The sequence below is a fragment of the Rathayibacter sp. AY1B6 genome (assembly GCF_002932755.1).
Lineage (GTDB): Bacteria > Actinomycetota > Actinomycetes > Actinomycetales > Microbacteriaceae > Rathayibacter.
The window spans coordinates 138,596-156,947 of the sequence record NZ_PSWL01000001.1; the positions used below are offsets into that span (position 1 = coordinate 138,596).

Sequence of the window (18,352 nt, forward strand, 5' to 3'; positions counted from 1 at the left end):
CGGGCAGCGGAGTGAGGCGGGACACTCGATCCGTGCTCACCGGCGTCCTCCACCTCTCCCGTCTGCGCGCGCTCGGCGTCGATCCCCGCGCGGCGGTGCGCAACGGCACGCTGACACGACTGCGGCCGGGCTGGTTCGCCGCCGCGGACGCCCGCGCTGACCAGCAGCAGGCCGTCCTCCACGCGGGGTTCGTCTCGTGCGTGTCCTTCTTCGACGCCCGCGGCGCGTACCGGCCCGAGGACGATCGCCTGCACCTGGGCGTCCACAGCTCGAACAGGGCGCGCACCACGGACCCGGGCGTGGTGGTGCACTGGAGCCGTCGCATCCCGATGCCGACCGGACCGGCCGTCGTGGCCTCGACCGAGAGGGCGCTCGAGCACCTCCTCCTCTGTCAGCCGTCCGACGAGTCCGTCGCCGTCGTCGACTCCGCTCTCCACCGCGGGATCATCGGTCCGGGACTGCTCGCCGGCACGATGGCGCTCCTCCCCGCCCGGCTGCACCCGCTCCTGTCCGCCTTCGACGGCCGCGCCGAATCCGGCATCGAGTCGCTCACGCGCTTCCGGCTGCTCGCGTGCGGCGTCGGCTGCCGGCCCCAGGCGGAGATACCCGGGGTCGGACGCGTCGATCTGCTGATCGACGACTGGCTGGTGATCGAACTCGACGGGCGCCGCTGGCACACCGCGGCCGAGGCGTTCACCCGCGACCGGCGCCGCGACGCCGCCGCCGTGCTCAGCGGGTACACGGTGCTGCGCTTCAGCTACGCCGACGTCGTCCACGACTGGGCCCGGACCTCGACAGTGATCCTGGGGACCATGGCGCGAGGCCGGACTCGCTGAGGTGCGCGCTCGAGGTCACGGTGCACGTGCGTTCTCGCGATCGCGCGTGCACCGTGACGTCCGACGTGCACGGGCGCTTTACGCTGGAGGAATGACCGAGGCGGCCGACACTCCCCGCGGGATTGCGGGCCTGTTCGAGCGGATCATGCGGACGCGGCCGGTGCGGGTGATGCTCCACTACTCCGAGACCGGCGGGCCCCTCTTCGCCTCCGGACTCGCCTTCCAGGCCCTGTTCGCGGTCTTCGCGGCGCTGTTCGTCTTCTTCGCCGTCTTCGGCTTCTGGGTGCGCGACGACTCGGTCCTGCGCGACTCCCTCCTCGACCTGGTGACCCGTTCGGTGCCCGGTCTGATCGGCGGGAAGAACGCCCTCGTGTCGGTCGACGACCTGCTCGACTCCTCGATCCTCGGCTGGACGGGCGCGATCGCAGCGGCCGGCCTGCTCTGGACGGCGCTCAACTTCCTGGGAAGCCTGCGCCAGGCGGTGCGACTGCTCTTCTCGCTCCCCGGACCGACGATCCTCTTCGTCCTGCTCAAGCTCAAGGACGCGGGGCTCGCCCTGATCTTCGGAGCGGTGCTGCTGGTCTCGGCGGGTCTCTCCGTGTTCTCGACCTCGCTGGTGGATGTGGCGTTCGACTTCCTCGGGATCGGCAGCGAGTCGATGCTCGGCCGCCTCGCCGGCAGCGTGGTGGGCCTGCTGATCATGCTCGCCCTCGACACGGGCACGCTCGCCGGGTCCTTCCGCGTCCTCTCGGGCATCTCGATCCCGTGGAAGAACCTCTGGGCGGGCTCGCTGCTCGGCGGGATCGCCCTCGGAGCGCTCAAGGTCCTCGGGACGCAGCTGCTGGGCGGCGCCTCCCGCAACCCGCTGCTCGCCTCGTTCGCGGTCCTCATCGGCCTGCTGATCTGGTTCAACCTCGTCTGCCAGGTGATCCTCATCGCCGCGTCGTGGATCTCCGTCGGGATGAGCGACGCCGGGATCTCGGCCCGCAAGCTCACGCCGGAGGAGCGCGAGAAGGAGCGGGAGGAGCAGCTGCGCACCGCCCGCCGCACTCTCGCCGAGGCCGAGCGCGAGCGCCTGCGGGCCGCATTGCCGGAGGCGTCCCTCCTGAAACGGCGGCGCCTGGAGCGCCAGCTCGCGCAGCTCGAGGAGGAGCTCGAGCAGCTCGCCGCCTGATCCGGCGGACCGCTTCCCGGGAAGCCCTGCGTCTCCGCGCCCGAATGCACCTGCCGAGTCTGTCCGTTTCTGTTGACTTCGCACACGAACGGGTCTAAAAAGAGGTAAACGCAGATCCGAGGTCGGCAACGACACCGCGGATCCGGCGCATCACCCACGGCGAGACGACGGAGTCCACATGTACGCACCGGAGCGGCACCAGGCGATCCTGGACCGCGCCCGCACCGACGGGCGCGTCGAGGTCCGCGACCTCGCCCTCTCCCTCGCCGTGACGCCGGAGACGATCCGCCGCGATCTCACCAGTCTCGAGAAGCGCGGCCTGCTGCGCCGCGCGCACGGCGGCGCCATCCCCGTCGAGCGCCTGGGCATCGAGCCCGAGGTCGCCGCCCGCGAGGGGCACCTCGCCGGCGAGAAGGACCGCATCGCCACCGCGGCCCTCGCCGAGGTGCCCGACGGCGGCTCCATCGCCATCGACGCCGGCACCACCACGGTGCGGCTGGCGGAGCTGCTCCCCCTGGACCGCCGGCTGACGGTCGTCACCCACTCCCTCCCCGTCGCGATGGCGCTCGTCGGCCGGCCCAACATCGACCTCCACCTCATCGGCGGGCACCTGCGCGGAGTGACGCAGGCCGCCGTCGGCCCGTGGGCCGCCCAGGCCCTCTCCACGGTCTCGGTGGACGTCGCCTTCATCGGCACGAACGGACTCAGCATCGAGCGGGGGCTCACCACCCCCGATCTCGACGAGGCCGTCGTCAAGTCCGCGATCATCGCCTCCGCGCGCCGGGTCGTGGTCCTCGCCGACCACTCCAAGTTCGGCCGGCAGGACTTCGGGCACGTCGCTCCGCTGTCCGCGGTCGACACCGTCATCACCGACGCCGGTGTCGACGACGAGCTCGCCGACGACATCGAGTCGGCCGGCCCGGAGGTCGTCCGCGCATGATCGTCACCGTCACCGCCAACCCGAGCATCGACGTCACCCTCTCCACGAGCGGCTTCGCCGTCGGCGAGGTCAACCGCGCCCACGACGTGCGGCGCGACCCGGCCGGCAAGGGCGTCAACGTCGCCCGTGCCCTCGCCCGCAACGGCGTCGAGGCGACCGCGGTCTACCCGGCGGACGCCTCTACCGGCCTCGACCTGTCCACGATGCTCCGGGCCGCCGGAGTCCGCTCGGCCAGTGCGGCGATCGCCCACCCGATCCGCACCAACATCACCGTGGTCGACGACCGGACCGGCCGCACCACCAAGATCAACGAGCCCGGCCCCGCCGTCACGGAGGAGGAGGCTCGCGCCCTCTCCGAACTGATCGGCGAGCACGTCTCGGCCTCGCCCCGCTGGCTCGTCGCCTGCGGCAGCGTCCCCCCGGGACTGGGAGCGGACTTCTACCCCGCCCTCGGCCGCCTCGCCCTGCACTTCGGCGTCCCCCTCGCCGTCGACACGTCGGGAGCCCCCCTGACCGCGATCATCGCGGCCGGCACCGCCACCCTCGTGAAGCCCAACCTCGAGGAGCTCGAAGAGCTCCTCGGCCGCTCCCTGACGACGGTCGGAGACGTCGTCGCCGGAGCCCGTGAACTCCTGCAGCTGCCCGACGCGCGAGCGCTCGTCAGCCTCGGAGAGCACGGCGCCCTCCTCGTCACGGCGCACGCGTCGTGGTGGGCGGGCGCCCCCGCCGTCGTGCCCCTCAGCACCGTCGGCGCCGGCGACAGCACGCTCGCCGGCTACCTCTCGGCCGTCGACGCCACGGAGGCGGAGCGCCTCGCGACAGCAGTCGCGTGGGGTACCGCCGCCGTCCAGCTCCCGGGCAGCGAAGCCCCGGGTCCCGACTCCCTCCACCTCGACGACGTCTCCGTCGTCGAGGACCCCGACCCCACCCTCCCGATTGGAGAACTGAGCGCATGACTGCTCTCACCGAGGCGTCGACGGTCATCGTCGACCTCACCGCCGCCACGAAGGACGAGGCCACCGCGCAGCTCGCGAAGACGCTCGCCGACGCCGGCCGCGTCACCGACCTCGACGGCTTCCTCGCCGACGTCCGCGACCGCGAGTCGCAGATGGCCACCGGCATGCCCGGCGGCATCGGGATCCCCCACGCCCGCTCCTCCCACGTCGTCTCGCCCAGCGTGGCGGTCGGCATCGCGAAGCAGGGCGTCGACTTCGGCGCCCCCGACGGGCCGGCCGACCTGATCTTCCTGATCGCGGCCCCGGACGGCGCCGACCAGGCGCACCTCAAGATCCTCGCCCAGCTCGCCCGCAAGCTGATCCACGAGTCCTTCACGGGTTCCCTCCGCGCTGCCGCCAGCGGCCAGGAGGTCGCGGACATCATCGCCCGAGAGGTCGTCGTCTCATGAGGATCGTCGCCGTCACCAGCTGCATCGCCGGCATCGCGCACACCTACATGGCGGCCGAGGCTCTCGAGCAGGCCGCGAAGAAGAAGGGGTACGCGATCCAGGTCGAGACCCAGGGCGCCGCGGGCTCCGACCCCATGTCCGACCAGACGATCGCCGAGGCCGACGTCGTGATCCTCGCCGCCGACCTCGAGGTCCGCGGCAAGGAGCGCTTCGCCGGGAAGCCCACCCTCGAGGTGGGCACGTCGGAGGCGCTCGCGAAGGCGGCCGAGGTCATCGACCGCGCCGTCGCGACGGTGCAGGACGCGCCCGCCGCGAGCCCCGCCTCCGGACCGCGCTTCGTCGCCGTGACCAGCTGCATCGCGGGCATCGCGCACACCTACATGGCGGCGGAGGCGCTCGAGCAGGCCGCGAAGAAGCGCGGCTACCCGATCCACGTCGAGACCCAGGGCGCGGCCGGCTCGGACGAAATGACCGCGGCCGACATCGCCGCCGCGGACGTCGTCATCCTCGCCGCCGACCTCGAGGTCCGCGGCAAGGACCGGTTCGCCGGCAAGCCGATCCTCCAGGTGGGCGTCGCCGAGGCCCTGTCGAAGCCGGACGAGGTCCTCGACCGCGCTCTGGCCCTGCGCGGAACCGGCACCGCCGCCGCCTCCGCCCGCACGGCCCCGGCAGCGGCCCCCGCGGCGCCGAAGAAGGTCGGCGTCGGCACGCGCATCCGCCAGAACCTGATGACCGGCGTCTCGTACATGATCCCGTTCGTCGCGGCGGGCGGTCTGCTGATCGCCCTGTCGTTCCTGTTCGGCGGCTACCGGATCGTCGACTTCACGGCACAGCAGATCATCGACAACGGGTTCAACGTCGCGAACCTCACCGACTGGGCCGGAGTGATGTTCCTGATCGGGAGCGCGACGTTCGCGTTCCTGGTGCCGGTGCTCTCGGGCTTCATCGCCTTCGGCATCGCCGACCGCCCCGGCATCGCGCCGGGCTTCCTCGGCGGCGCGGTCGCGGTCACCGTGGGTGCGGGCTTCCTGGGCGGTCTCGCCTCGGGGTTCATCGCCGGCTACGCGGCCCTGTACATCTCGCGGATCAAGCTCCCCGCGGCGTTCAAGTCGCTGATGCCCGTCGTGATCATCCCCCTGATCGCCACCTTCATCACCGGCTTCCTGATGTTCGTGGTGCTCGGTGCTCCGCTCCGCGCGCTCAGCGAGGGCCTCTCGGCCTGGCTCTCGGGCCTGACCGGCGGCAACCTGATCATCCTGGGCATCATCCTGGGGCTGATGATGGCGTTCGACATGGGCGGCCCGGTCAACAAGGTGGCCTACGCCTTCGCGACCACCGGTCTCGCCTCCGTCCCCGCCGACGGCGACCCGAACTCGGTGCAGTTCAAGGTGATGGCGATCGTGATGGCGGCGGGCATGACTCCGCCGCTGGGCCTGGCCCTGGCGACGTCGCTCCGCAAGCGCCTGTTCACCGACGCGGAGCGTCAGAACGGCAAGGCGGCCTACCTGCTGGGCGCGTCGTTCATCTCGGAGGGAGCGATCCCGTTCGCCGCGGTCGACCCGCTCCGCGTCATCCCGTCCGCCATGGTCGGCTCGGCTGTCACGGGGGCGCTCGTCGCCCTCTTCGGATCCACCCTCCGCGCCCCGCACGGCGGCGTCTGGGTGACCGGACTGGTCGGGCAGCCGCTCCTCTACCTGGTCGCCATCCTGGTGGGCATGGTGGTCACGGCCGTCTGCGTGATCATCGCGAAGAGCATCAAGCGCGCCCCCGTGGTCGCCGAGGTGCCCGAGCCCGCCGCCGCGCAGGCCGTCCCCGCCTGATCTCCACCGACCGACCGTCCTGAGCGGTCCCGCCGGCGGTCGCCTCCGCGCTCCTCCCCCCTCTCCGAGGGAGTCGCGCGAGGCGGCCGCCGGCTTCCGCGTTCCCCGGGGGTGTGCGGTCTGCAGGGGGGGCGTGCCGTCTGCAGGGGGGCGTGCCGTCTGCAGGGGGGCGTGCAGTCTGCAGGGGATCCGAGCCGAAGGGGCGATCCTGCGAGGAGGAGGCGCCCGGGAGCGGCTCGTCCCCTGCAGATCGCACGGCGGTGGGTCCGGAGCGGCCCCCGCCCGCGCGTCTGTGTCGGACCCCTTCCGTAGAATGTCCGGGTGACATCCAGCACCCTCCGCATCGCCTCCGTCAACGTGAACGGCGTCCGCGCCGCCTACCGCAAGGGGATGGGCGACTGGCTCGCCGCCCGCGACGTCGACGTCCTGGCCCTGCAGGAGGTCCGCGCCTCCACCGACGACCTCACCGGACTGCTCGGCGACGAGTGGGACGTGCTGCACGACGAGGCGACCGCCAAGGGCCGTGCCGGAGTCGCGCTCGCCTCCCGCAAGCGCGCCACGATCCACCGCGTGACGTTCGGCGCCGACGACTTCGACTCGGCCGGACGCTGGCTCGAGGCCGACTACGAGGTCGGCGGCCGCTCGATCACCGTCGTCTCCACCTACGTCCACTCGGGCGAGGTCGGCACCCCCAAGCAGGTCGAGAAGTACCGCTTCCTCGACGCGATGGAGGCGCGCCTGCCCGAGATCCGGGCGCACAGCGAGCTCGCCGTCGTGATGGGCGACCTCAACGTCGGGCACCGCACGCTCGACATCAAGAACTGGAAGGGCAACGTCAAGAAGGCCGGCTTCCTCCCGGAGGAGCGCGCCTACTTCGACCGCTTCGTCGGCGCCGAGGGCGACCCGGACTACAACGCCGGTGCAGGACTCGGCTGGGTCGACCTCGGCCGCCGGTTCGCGGGCGAGGTGCCCGGACCCTACACGTGGTGGTCGCAGCGCGGCCAGGCGTTCGACACCGACACCGGCTGGCGCCTCGACTACCAGCTCGCCACGCCCGCGCTCGCCGACCTCGCCCGCAGCTACGAGGTAGACCGCGCCGCCTCCTACGACACCCGCTGGTCCGACCACTCCCCCGTGGTCGTCGACTACGAGCTCTGACCCTCTCCCCCGCGATCCCGACCCCTCGAGGCCACCCATGACTCCCAGCACCCCGGGCGCGAAGCCCGTCATCTTCTCCGGCATGCAGCCCTCCTCCGGGTCGCTGCACCTCGGCAACTACATCGGCGCGCTGACCCAGTGGGTCGCGATGCAGGAGGACTTCGACGCCTACTTCTGCGTCGTCGACCTGCACGCGATCACGGTCCCGCAGGATCCGCAGCAGCTCCGCGATCGCACCCGTGCCACCGCCGCGCAGTACATCGCCGCGGGCATCGATCCCGCCCGGTCGACCCTCTTCATCCAGTCGCACGTGCCCGCGCACGCAGAGCTCGCCTGGGTCCTCAACACCCTGACCGGCTTCGGCGAGGCCAGCCGGATGACGCAGTTCAAGGACAAGTCGGCGAAGCAGGGCACGGAGGCGGCCTCCGTGGGCCTCTTCACCTACCCGATCCTGATGGCGGCCGACATCCTGCTGTACCAGACGGACGCGGTGCCGGTCGGCGAGGACCAGCGCCAGCACCTGGAGCTCACCCGCGATCTCGCCGCGCGCTTCAACTCGCGCTTCGGCGAGACCTTCGCCGTGCCGGAACCGCACATCGTGCGCGAGACGGCGAAGATCTTCGACCTGCAGAACCCGGGCGCCAAGATGTCGAAGTCGGCGGAGTCGGATGCGGGCCTGCTCAGCGTGCTCGACGAGCCGAAGGCGACCGCCAAGAAGATCATGCGCGCCGTGACCGACACCGAGTCGGAGGTGCGCTTCGACCGGGCGGCGAAGCCCGGCGTCTCGAACCTGCTGACCATCTACTCCGTGCTCGCCGACCGGTCCATCGAGTCGCTGGAGCAGGAGTACGCGGGCCGCGGGTACGGGGATCTGAAGAAGGGCCTCGTCGAGGTGGTCGCCGCCACCTTCGACCCGATCCGCACCCGGACCGCCGAGCTGCTCGCCGACCCGGCCGAGCTCGATCGCGTCCTCTCCCGCGCCGCCGACCGCGCCTCCGAGACCGCGGAGCGCACGCTCGCCGCGGTCTACGACTCCGTCGGCCTCCTCCGCCGCGTCCGCTGAGCCGGCCGTGCTGCGGCTCGCGCTCTTCGACCTCGACGACACGCTCTTTGCCCATGCCCGCGCCGTGCGGGAGGGGATCGCCGCCTACGCCGCCTCGCTCGGCGACGCGTACGCCGGCGAGCCGGCCGACGTGCAGCGCCGCTGGCACCTGCTCGAGGAGGAGCACTACCACCGCTACCTCGCGGGCGAGCTCGACTACGAGGGCCAGCGGCGGGCGCGCGCCACGGACTTCGCCGCGGAGGCCGGAGTCGCGCTGACTCCCGAGGAGGCGAGCTCCTGGTTCCGCGGGTACCTCGAGCACTACGTCGCCGCCTGGACGCTGCACGACGACGCGCTGCCGGTGCTCGACCGGCTCGACGCCGCCGGGGTCCGCCTCGGCGTCATCACCAACGGTGTACTCGACTTCCAGCTGGGGAAGATCGAGGGCACGGGCCTCTCAGGGCGCTTCGAGCACGTCATCGCCTCGGGCGACGTCGGCGTCACCAAGCCGGACGCCCGGATCTTCGCCATCGCCTGCGAGCGGTTCGGCGTGTCCCCGGCGGAGGCGCTCTACGTCGGCGACCGGCTCGGCACCGACGCGATCGGCGCGGCCGCTGCGGGCGTGCGCGGCGTCTGGCTCGACCGCGTCGGCGGTCCCGAGCACGGGCGCGAGCTGCCGCCCGAAGCGGTCGAGCTGGGCGTGCGCCGGATCGGCTCGCTGGACGAGCTCGACGCGGTCGCGGGGCTCACGGGCTGAGCGGTCCCGGTCCGGCGTCTCGATCGGCGGCGGCACTCAGAGGGAAGGTCGCTTCGTCGAAGTGGGGACTACCCCGTGCTGATCGAGTAGCCCGCGCAGCGGGCGTAGCGAGATCCACCAGCATCAGAGCATTCGTCTGCTGCCCCGCCCTGCTGACGATGGCGGGTCCCGATACGCCCCTGCGGGGCTGATCGACCAGCGTGACGGGAGGTCGACGCGCGGTGGGCGCTGACGCGGGCCGACGGGCCGGCTCCACTACCCGCCGACGGCCTCTCGGCCCATCTGGGCGGCGGCGGTCGAGACCGCAGCAGCACGCTTCCTCCGTCGGTGCCGCAGCTCGAGGGCGAGCGCCGCGATCGCCACGACGAGGAGCACGGCGGAGGTGCACAGCGACACGATCCCGAGCGCGCTCGGCGATACGACGACCGCAGGGGCCTCGAGGACGACCCGGACGAGACCGTACAGACCGAGGACGACGAGGACGACGAGGTCGGAACGGGATCTCACGACAGCCACCGCCGTGCCGGGAGTCGTTTCTTCACCGCTGCATCACTCATACGGATATGTCTAGCATCGAGGTCGGCAGGTAGGGCCAGAGGCGCGAACCGACCTCACCCGTGGCGCGCATCAATGATCGTCGCACCCCGGACGTCGGCGTCGTGACCCTCGTGCCCGTGGCTGGTGTCGGTGGCGCGATCTGGGGCGCGCTGGTCGGCACGATCGTCCGGGCACCGCTCTTCGTGCTCTTCGCGGCCCTGGCGCCGCTCAGCGTCGTGACCTTCACGAGCGGCACCGTCCTCGAGGACGCCGTGCCCCTCGCCGCGCTGTCGGCGTCCGCGCCGCCCACGGCCGCGGCCGTACTGGCGGGTCCGGCCCGGCTGCTGGCCCTCGCGCTCCTCGCGGTCGCGACGGGGCGTCGGCGCCCGCTGCTCTGACGGAGCTCCCCCGGGGCGGGTCTCGATACGCGCTGCGCGCTACTCGACCAGCATGAAAGCGGCCGCTCCTCGCGCCTGTCGATCGAGCAGCCCGCGCAGCGATCCACCCCGTGCTGATCGAGCAGCCCGCGCAGCGGGCGTATCGAGATCCACGCACGAGGGCCCACGCACTCTGCGTGCGCGGGCCCTCGTCGTTCAGCGGTGCGGTGCTACTGCACGTCCTCGTCGATCCAGTCGAAGGTCTTAGTGACGGCCTTCTTCCAGAGGCGGTACTGGCGGGCGGCCTCGTCCTGGTCCATCTGCGGGGTCCAGCGCGAGTCCTCCTGCCAGTTCTGGCGCAGGTCGTCGAGGTTCTCCCAGAAGCCGACCGCGAGACCGGCCGCGTAGGCCGCTCCGAGCGCCGTGGTCTCCGCGACGACGGGTCGGACGACCGGGACGCCGAGGATGTCGGCCTGGAACTGCATGAGCAGGTTGTTGGCGATCATGCCGCCGTCGACCTTGAGCTCCTGCAGGGGGACGCCGGAGTCGGCGTTGACCGCGTCCAGGACCTCGCGGGTCTGGAAGGCGGTCGCCTCGAGCGCGGCGCGGGCGATGTGGCCCTTGTTGACGTAGCGGGTGAGGCCGACGAGGGCTCCCCGCGCGTCGGAGCGCCAGTAGGGGGCGAACAGACCCGAGAAGGCGGGGACGAAGTACGCGCCTCCGTTGTCCTCGACCGTGGCGGCCAGTGCCTCGACCTCGGGGGCCGAGCCGATGAGCCCCAGGTTGTCGCGCAGCCACTGGATCAGCGAGCCGGAGACCGCGATCGAGCCCTCGAGCGCGTAGTGCACCTCGCCGTCGCCGAGCTTGTAGCCGATGGTCGTCAGCAGCCCGTTCTTCGAGTGGACGATCTCGGTGCCCGTGTTGAAGATCAGGAAGTTTCCGGTGCCGTAGGTGTTCTTCGCCTCGCCCGGATCGAACGCCGCCTGGCCGAAGGTCGCGGCCTGCTGGTCGCCGAGGATGCCGGCGATCGGGACCTCGCGCAGCAGCGACGAGGACTCGACGTGGCCGTAGACCTCGGAGGAGGAGCAGACCTCGGGGAGCATCGACTTCGGGACCCCGAAGGCCTCGAGGATGTCGTCGCGCCACTCGAGGGTCTCGAGGTCGAGGAACAGGGTGCGGGAGGCGTTGGTGACGTCGGTCTTGTGGACGCCGCCGTCGATGCCGCCGGTCAGGTTCCAGAGGACCCAGGTGTCCGTCGTGCCGAAGATCAGGTCGCCCGCCTCGGCCTTCTCGCGCGCACCCTCGACGTTCTCGAGGATCCAGACGATCTTGGTCCCGGAGAAGTAGGTCGCGAGCGGGAGGCCCACGATCGACTTGAAGCGGTCCGCGCCCTCGTCGCCCGCGAGGCGGTCGACGATCGACTGGGTGCGGGTATCCTGCCAGACGATGGCGTTGTAGACGGGCTTGCCGGTCGTCCTGTCCCAGACGACAGCGGTCTCGCGCTGGTTGGTGATGCCGACGGAGGCGATGTCGTGGCGGGTCAGGTCGGCGCGGGAGAGCGCCTGGCCGATCACCTCGCGGACGTTGTTCCAGATCTCGATCGGGTCGTGCTCGACCCATCCGGCGCGCGGGAAGATCTGCTCGTGCTCCTTCTGGCCGGTGGAGACGATCGATCCCTTCTTGTCGAAGATGATCGCGCGGGACGACGTGGTCCCCTGGTCGATAGCGATGACGTAGTCAGCCATGAATGATTACTCCTTCGTAACGGGGGTGAGAGGAAGCGCGGCGGTCTAGAGGACCGGGAGCAGCACGAGCGAGGCGAGGCCCGCGAGCACACCACCGACGATCGGGCCGGCGACGGGCACCCAGGCGTAGCTCCAGTCGCTCGAGCCCTTGCCCTTGATCGGCAGCAGCGCGTGCGCGATGCGGGGGCCGAGGTCGCGGGCGGGGTTGATGGCGTAGCCGGTCGGGCCGCCGAGGGAGGCGCCGATCGCGATCACCAGGATGGCGACGGGCAGCGCACCGAGTGCGGCCAGACCGCCGTCGCCCTGACGTCCGCCGCCGAAGCCGATGACGACGAAGACGAGGACGAAGGTGCCGATGACCTCGGTGACGAAGTTCCAGCCGTACGAGCGGATCGCCGGGCCGGTCGAGAAGACGCCGAGCTTGTTGGCCGCGTCGGGCTCCTCGTCGAAGTGCTGCTTGTAGGCGAGCCAGCAGAACACGGCGCCGAGGATCGCACCGATCATCTGGGCGAGGATGTAGACGAGGATCGAGACGATGTTGACGGGCACGCCGGAACCGAACTCGGTCGCACCGCTCGCGACGAGGCCGAGGGTGACCGCGGGGTTGAGGTGCGCCCCCGAGTTGTACGAGACGATCACGCCGGCGAAGACCGCGAAGCCCCAGCCGATGTTGACCATGAGGGTTCCGCCGTTGAGACCCTTGCTCTTCACGAGCGCGACGTTGGCGACGACACCGCAGCCGAGGAGCACGAGCATGGCCGTTCCCACGACTTCGGCGAGGAAGACCACTCCGAGATTGTCCACGTTGACCTTTTCCTTTTCGTAAGACGGACGCGCACAGGCGCCCGCGGCGGGCTTCGATGCCCGACGGTGTGAAGTTATCGGCGCCCTGTCCTAGCGACAAGGAACGGCGCGTGCACGTTTGTGCGTTGTCGCGACAGAAGCCCCGGTCGAGGTGGTCCTCGGTCCGGGGCTTCCGTCGATCCGCGCCTGATCGCCGATCAGGAGGCGGGCACGGCCGTCGGGGTCTGCACCGAAGTGCCCCCGACGTCGACGCCGTTGTACTCCTTGAGGTGCGCGATGGTCGCGTCGACCTCGGACGCCCGCTTCGCGTCGTCCCAGCCCAGCACGGCGCCGGTGTGCTCGGCGAGCTCGTCGAGGAGCTCGCGGCTCAGGCCGCCCGTGAAGGCGTGGTTGGTGCGGCGCATGACCAGGTCGATCAGGTGCACCACGCTCTCGCGCTGGGCGAGGTAGCGGATCTCACCGGTGGTGAAGTCCTTGTCGAAGTCGAGCGCCTCGTCGTGTCCGTCGGCCAGGGCCTCGATGACCTCCTGCGCGCGGGTGCCGTAGCGCTCGAGCAGCTGGCCCGTCCGGGCCGAGGACAGGCCGGAGCGGTGCTGGCTGATCCACTGCGCGCGGGACGCGTCGGTGCGCGGGAAGCCCTTGCCGCCTCCGATGGGGGTCTTCACGGTCGAGACGCGACGCGTCACGCCGATCCGCTTGAAGACCTCGTTCGAGAGGTGCTCGGACAGGGCGCGGAACGTCGTCCACTTGCCGCCGACCAGGCTGAGCACGGGCGAGCCGTTGCCGGCGAGCGTCGAGGGCTCGATGCGGTAGTCGCGGGAGACGAAGCCGGGCGCCTCGTCGTCGTGGCGCGGCAGCGGGCGGATGCCGGAGAACTTGAACACGATCTGCGAGCGGTCCACGCGGATCGCCGGGAAGACGTGGTTGACGAGCTCGAAGAAGTAGTCGATCTCCTCCTCCGTGCACACCGCCGGCTTCGTGGGGTCGGCGTCGATGTCGGTCGTGCCGACCATCACGCGGCCCTTGAGCGGGTAGATGAGGACGATGCGGCCGTCGCTGTGCTCGAAGAACATCTCGCGGCCCTCGCAGGCCTCGACCAGCTCGGGGTTGTCGAGCACGATGTGGGAGCCCTTGGTGCCGCCCATGAACTTCGTGGTCGTGCCGAGGGCCGTGTTGGTGAAGTCGGTCCAAGGCCCGGAGACGTTGACGACGACGTCCGCGGCGAACGTGAACTCCTCGCCGGACTCGCGGTCGCGGAGGACGACGCCCTTCTCGTCGGCGCCGACGGCCTCGACGTAGTTGGCCGCGCGGGCCTTCTTGCCGCCGATGAGCGCATCGTGCAGCACGTCGAGCGCGAGGCGCTCGGGCTCGTGCACGGAGGCGTCGAAGTAGGTGGCGGTGTACTTGATCTTCGGGTCGAGCTTGGGGAGCTCGTTCAGCGAGCGCTTGCGCCCGTGGAACTGGTGGCGCGGGACCGTGCCGCCGTCGCGGGAGAAGAAGTCGTACATCGTGAGGCCGACCTTGATCAGCAGCGCGCCGCGCTCCTGCGGCTTGCCCGACTTGTGGGTGAGGAAGCGCAGCGGGGCCGCGAGGATGCCCGAGAACGTCGAGTAGATCGGGATCGTCGTCTGCAGCGGCTTCACGTAATGGGGAGCGATCTTCAGCAGGCCGTTGCGCTCGTGCACACCCTCGTTGACGAGTCGGAACTCGCCGTTCTCGAGGTAGCGGATGCCGCCGTGGATCATGTGGCTCGAGGCGCTCGAGGCACCGGAGACGTAGTCGCCCCGCTCGACGAGCGCGACGTCGACGCCGTTGAGCGCGAGCTCGCGGAACGTGCCGATGCCGTTGATGCCGCCGCCGATCACCAGGACGGTGGCGCGGGGGTTGTCGCGGAGAGCGGCGACGCTCTCACGCAGAGCGGAGTTTCCGGGAGTTCCGTCGGACTGTGCCACTTCGTACTCGCCTTCGTGTCGTAGGTGTTCCGTGGAGCCTGCGTCCATCCTCCGCCGGGCGGATGGACGATTGATTTCGCGGAGGAATACAGTCATCCTTGACCCGACAACACATCCGGTCAAGACGGGTGGAAATCCGTGCAGGGAGCGCTATGACCCCGGTGAGACCGGTCGTCGAACTCGACGAGACGACCCACGCGACCCATCCCGACAAGACGCGGGACGCGCTGCGTGCGGCCCAGCTGTACTACATGCAGGATCTGACGATGGACGCGATCGCGCACGAGCTGCACACGTCGCGCTCCTCGGTCTCCCGCCTGCTCTCCCACGCCCGCGCGACCGGCCTGGTCGACATCCAGATCCGCTCCCCCCTCGACCGGGCGAGCGCCCTGTCGGCCGAGGTGAGGTCCCACTTCGACATCACGGCGCACATCGTGCCGGTGCCGGACCACACCAGCGAGATCGACCGGCTCGAACGGGTCGCCCTGTCCGCGGCGAGGATCCTCGGGCAGTTCATCGACTCGAACATGATCGTCGGCATCGCCTGGGGCTCCACGATGAGCGCGATCAGCCGCCACCTGATCGCCAAGGAGACGCACAACACGCAGATCGTGCAGCTGAACGGCGCCGGCAACACCGAGACCACGGGCATCAACTACTCGAGCGAGATCCTCCGCCGCTTCGGCGACGCGTACGCCGCGAAGGTCCAGCAGTTCCCGGTGCCGGCGTTCTTCGACGACCCGACCACCAAGCAGGCCGTGTGGCGCGAGCGCTCCACCCGCCGGGTCCTGGAGCTGCAGCAGCGGATGGACGTGGCGCTGTTCGGGCTCGGGTCGCCGTTCGCGGCGGTCCCCTCGAAGGTCTACATCGGCGGCTACCTGGAGCCGAGCGACTTCACCTCGCTCAGTGGCTCCGGGGTCGTCGGCGACGTCGCGACGGTGTTCTACCGGTCCGACGGGAGCTGGGACGACATCCCCATGAACGAACGTGCAAGCGGTCCGGACCTCTCCACGGTGCGCCGCGCGTCGCGCCGGATCTGCGTCGTGTCGGGCGCCTCGAAGCTGCCGGGCCTGCGCGGCGCCCTGGCGGCCGGCCTCATCACCGACCTCATCCTCGACGAGGGCACGGCCCGCGCCCTGATCTCCGACTGACGCCCGCGGGCCCTCCCCGCGAGATGCCACTTGGGTACGCGACACGCCGAGGCGGGCGTACCGAAGTGGCATCTCGCGGAGCTCAGCCGAGCAGGGCCCGCCGCACGCGGGCGACGGTCTCCTCGGGGTGGAGGAGCACGCCGGCGGAGCGCACCCGGACGACCCGGTAGCCGAGAGCCTCGATCGCCTCGGCGCGCCGGATATCGCGCTCGTACTGCCCGCGGTCCGTGCGGTGCTGGTCGCCGTCGTACTCGACTACGACACGTCGGTCGCGGTAGACGAGGTCCACCCGCGCGACGAACCGGCCCTCGTCGTCGTACAGCTCGACGTTCAGCTCCGGCTCCGGAAGCCCGGCCCGCAGGAGCAGGAGGCGCAGCCGCGTCTCCATCGGGGACTCCGCGCCCGCCCGCACCCAGGGCACCGCCTCGCGGGCCCGCCGCCCGCCGCGGGCCCGGAACGAGACCGCACGAGAGGTCAGCGCCTCCGGGTCGATGCGCCACCCGCGCCGTTCCCCCTCCTCGTCGCGCCCGACGATCGCGTCGCCGAGGACGACCAGGTCCTCGAGGGAGAGCGAGTCGGACAGGTGGCAGAACGTGGACGCCGGGTCGGCGACCGGGTAGCCCGCGTCGATCACCGTGACCGCGGGGTCCCACAGATGGTGCGAGCGGACACCGATCCGGCGTGCGGCGCGCTGGGGCGGCGCCACGGACACGTGGAGCGGCGTCGTCACGCCGGGACGCGGACCCGGGAGGCCGAGCAGGTGCGCCGCCGTGGCGTGCGAGAAGAACTCGCCAGGGCGCATGACCGCGCCGTAAGCCCGGATCCGCTCCTCGAAGGTGAGCGGCTCCACCGCCGCCCGCGCCCCGCGGAACACGACGACCGGGTGCTCGGCCGCCAGCCCGCGCCTGGTCGTGCCGTCCCTCGACGCCGTCACCCCGGCCTGCCCGCTGTCCATGCCCCGAGGATGTCCGACCCGCCCCTGCCCTCGCAGAAGTTTTCCACAGCCCCCTCCGCGAGATGCCACTTCGGTACGCGACACGCCGGTGCGGGCGTACCGAAGTGGCATCTCGCGGAAGGGGAAGGGTGAGGCGAGAGCGGGTCAGGACTCGCGGGCGTGCGCGTCGAGGAACTCGTAGACCTCGGCGTCGTCGATGCCGGGGAAGGTGCCCGACGGCAGCGGCGCGAGCACGTGCGCGTGCAGGCGCGCACTCGGCCAGGCGTTGCCGTCCCAGCGCGCGGCGAGCTCCGACGGGGCGCGCCGGCAGCAGGACTCGTCGGGGCAGCGGGAGAGCTCGCGGCGGTCGGTGTCGCGGCCTCGGAAGAAGCGGGCCTCGGCGAAGGGGACTCCCACGGTGATCGAGAACTCCTCCGTGGCGGTCGTCCCGGTCTGCGACGCCGACCAGAAGGTGCCCGCCGGGGTGTCGACGTACTGGTAGTACTCCGTCGTCCGGTTGGTCCGGGTGAACGCCGAGCGCGCCGACCAGTAGCGGCAGACGACCTGGCCCTCGACGGCACCGGTGACATCGGTCGGCAGCGGCAGCCCGTCGTTCTCGTAGGCCTTCTGGATGGAGCCGTCCCCCAGCACCCGCAGGAAGTGCATCCGGATGTCGAGGTGCGAGGTGAGCAGGTTCGTGAAGCGCAGGGCGGCGGCCTCGTGGGTGACGCCGAAGCCGTCCCGGAAGTCCTCCACCGAGATGTCCCGCTCGCGCTTCGCCTCCTGGAGGAACGCGACGGCCGGCTCCAGCGGCATCAGGCAGGCGGCGGCGAAGTAGTTGATCTCGAGGCGCTGCCGGAGGAAGTCGGCGTAGGTCACCGGCCGCTCGTGCCCGAGGAGGCGGTGCGCCATCGCCTGCAGCGCGAGCGCCCTCAGGCCGTGCCCTCCCGGGATCGAGGCGGGCGGGAGGTAGATCCTGCCGTTGGCGAGGTCGATCACCGATCGCGCCGAGTGCGGCAGGTCGCCGACGTGGATGATCTCGAAGCCGAGGTGCCGGGCCATCTTCGAGACGGAGCTGTGGGTCAGTGCTCCTCCGCGGTGCCCGACGGTGCGGAGCATCTCACCCGCCACCTCCTCGATCTCGGGCAGGTAGGAGCTGCGCTCGCGCAGCTGGAGCCGCTGGGCGGTGTTGGCCCGGCGCGCCTCCTCCGGCGTGGCGCTGGCCTCGCTCCGGCGGCGGGCGAGCTCGCGGTAGACGCCGAGGAACGCCTCCAGCACGGGCGTGCTCAGCCCCTTGTTGACCTTGAACTCGGGCAGGCTGAGCGAGCGGTAGAGCGATCCCTTCTGCACGCGCGCCAGCTCGATCTCCAGCGCGGCCCGCTCGCTCGGCGGCTCGTCCGAGAGCAGCGCCGCCAGCTCGACGCCGAGCGCGGCCGCGAGGCGCTGGAGGAGGGAGAGGCGCGGCTCGCGTCGGCCCGTCTCGATCAGCGAGAGCTGGCTCCCCGACACGTCGACGCGCTCCGCGAGCTGCCCGAGGGTCAGCCCGCGCCGGGTGCGGAAGTGGCGCAGGCGCTGCCCGAGCAGCACGGCGTCGGAGCCCGGTGCGGGCGTCGAGGGATCGGACACGGCGAGCTCCAGCGATCTGTTGTGACGGAAGCGCAAAAAGACCGTTTCTTGACCGCCTGAGCGCCGGGAATACCCCTTGATCCTCCTCCATCCT

17 protein-coding genes are annotated in these 18,352 nt (G+C 71.2%); 11 read left to right on the forward strand and 6 right to left on the reverse strand.

Annotated elements, in window-relative coordinates:
• Positions 1-32: 32 nt before the first annotated feature.
• From C5D08_RS00635 to C5D08_RS00675, 9 genes are all read left to right on the forward strand, one after another.
• Positions 33-836: an endonuclease domain-containing protein gene (locus C5D08_RS00635; RefSeq protein ID WP_104275352.1), complete on the forward strand. Its 804-nt coding sequence runs from the start codon at positions 33-35 to the stop codon at positions 834-836.
• Between the two features lie 91 nt (positions 837-927).
• Entirely contained in the window at positions 928-2,010 is a 1,083-nt protein-coding gene (locus C5D08_RS00640; protein ID WP_104275353.1) for a YhjD/YihY/BrkB family envelope integrity protein, read from the forward strand.
• Positions 2,011-2,188: 178 nt separating this feature from the next.
• Positions 2,189-2,950 (forward strand): DeoR/GlpR family DNA-binding transcription regulator, encoded by a 762-nt coding sequence (locus C5D08_RS00645; RefSeq protein ID WP_104275354.1) that lies wholly within the window; start codon positions 2,189-2,191, stop codon positions 2,948-2,950.
• Positions 2,947-3,906 carry a 1-phosphofructokinase family hexose kinase gene (locus tag C5D08_RS00650; RefSeq protein WP_104275355.1) on the forward strand — a complete coding sequence of 320 codons (960 nt, stop codon included), beginning with the start codon at positions 2,947-2,949 and terminating at the stop codon, positions 3,904-3,906. The genes C5D08_RS00645 and C5D08_RS00650 overlap by 4 nt, the downstream gene beginning before the upstream one ends.
• Positions 3,903-4,355 (forward strand): PTS sugar transporter subunit IIA, encoded by a 453-nt coding sequence (locus tag C5D08_RS00655; RefSeq protein ID WP_097166616.1) that lies wholly within the window; start codon positions 3,903-3,905, stop codon positions 4,353-4,355. The genes C5D08_RS00650 and C5D08_RS00655 overlap by 4 nt, the downstream gene beginning before the upstream one ends.
• Positions 4,352-6,175: a PTS fructose-like transporter subunit IIB gene (locus tag C5D08_RS00660; RefSeq protein WP_104275356.1), complete on the forward strand. Its 1,824-nt coding sequence runs from the start codon at positions 4,352-4,354 to the stop codon at positions 6,173-6,175. Before C5D08_RS00655 ends, C5D08_RS00660 begins: the two co-directional genes overlap by 4 nt.
• Before the next feature lie 321 nt (positions 6,176-6,496).
• A complete protein-coding gene (locus C5D08_RS00665) occupies positions 6,497-7,333 on the forward strand; it encodes an exodeoxyribonuclease III (RefSeq protein ID WP_104275357.1) in 837 nt (278 codons plus the stop codon).
• A gap of 37 nt (positions 7,334-7,370) precedes the next feature.
• Positions 7,371-8,396 (forward strand): tryptophan--tRNA ligase, encoded by a 1,026-nt coding sequence (trpS, locus tag C5D08_RS00670; protein WP_104275358.1) that lies wholly within the window; start codon positions 7,371-7,373, stop codon positions 8,394-8,396.
• A 7-nt stretch (positions 8,397-8,403) separates the two neighbouring features.
• Positions 8,404-9,132, forward strand: coding sequence for an HAD family hydrolase (locus C5D08_RS00675; protein WP_104275359.1), 729 nt, complete (start codon positions 8,404-8,406; stop codon positions 9,130-9,132).
• 255 nt (positions 9,133-9,387) lie between these two features.
• Here C5D08_RS00675 and C5D08_RS00680 read toward each other — a convergent pair whose 3' ends face one another.
• Positions 9,388-9,639 (reverse strand): hypothetical protein, encoded by a 252-nt coding sequence (locus C5D08_RS00680; RefSeq protein WP_146082527.1) that lies wholly within the window; start codon positions 9,637-9,639, stop codon positions 9,388-9,390.
• Positions 9,640-9,806: 167 nt separating this feature from the next.
• Between C5D08_RS00680 and C5D08_RS00685 the strand changes: the two genes are divergently transcribed.
• Complete coding sequence (locus C5D08_RS00685) at positions 9,807-10,067, forward strand: hypothetical protein (RefSeq protein ID WP_146082526.1); 261 nt, start codon at positions 9,807-9,809, stop codon at positions 10,065-10,067.
• A gap of 209 nt (positions 10,068-10,276) precedes the next feature.
• On the opposite strand, the gene glpK is transcribed toward C5D08_RS00685, so the two are convergent.
• From glpK to C5D08_RS00700, 3 genes are all read right to left on the reverse strand, one after another.
• Positions 10,277-11,791 carry a glycerol kinase GlpK gene (gene glpK, locus C5D08_RS00690; RefSeq protein ID WP_104226427.1) on the reverse strand — a complete coding sequence of 505 codons (1,515 nt, stop codon included), beginning with the start codon at positions 11,789-11,791 and terminating at the stop codon, positions 10,277-10,279.
• A gap of 45 nt (positions 11,792-11,836) precedes the next feature.
• Positions 11,837-12,547, reverse strand: a complete 711-nt coding sequence (locus C5D08_RS00695) for an MIP/aquaporin family protein (protein ID WP_374952909.1) — start codon at positions 12,545-12,547, stop codon at positions 11,837-11,839.
• A gap of 245 nt (positions 12,548-12,792) precedes the next feature.
• Positions 12,793-14,547: a glycerol-3-phosphate dehydrogenase/oxidase gene (locus C5D08_RS00700; protein ID WP_258067164.1), complete on the reverse strand. Its 1,755-nt coding sequence runs from the start codon at positions 14,545-14,547 to the stop codon at positions 12,793-12,795.
• 152 nt (positions 14,548-14,699) lie between these two features.
• Between C5D08_RS00700 and C5D08_RS00705 the strand changes: the two genes are divergently transcribed.
• The gene (locus C5D08_RS00705; protein WP_104223198.1) at positions 14,700-15,698 is read left to right on the forward strand and encodes a sugar-binding transcriptional regulator; all 999 of its coding nucleotides are present in this window, start codon (positions 14,700-14,702) and stop codon (positions 15,696-15,698) included.
• Between the two features lie 82 nt (positions 15,699-15,780).
• Here the strand turns inward: C5D08_RS00705 and C5D08_RS17465 are convergent, their stop codons facing one another.
• Positions 15,781-16,653: an endonuclease domain-containing protein gene (locus C5D08_RS17465; RefSeq protein ID WP_181110213.1), complete on the reverse strand. Its 873-nt coding sequence runs from the start codon at positions 16,651-16,653 to the stop codon at positions 15,781-15,783.
• Between the two features lie 144 nt (positions 16,654-16,797).
• A complete protein-coding gene (locus tag C5D08_RS00715) occupies positions 16,798-18,258 on the reverse strand; it encodes a helix-turn-helix domain-containing protein (protein ID WP_104275364.1) in 1,461 nt (486 codons plus the stop codon).
• Between the last annotated feature and the right edge of the window lie 94 nt (positions 18,259-18,352).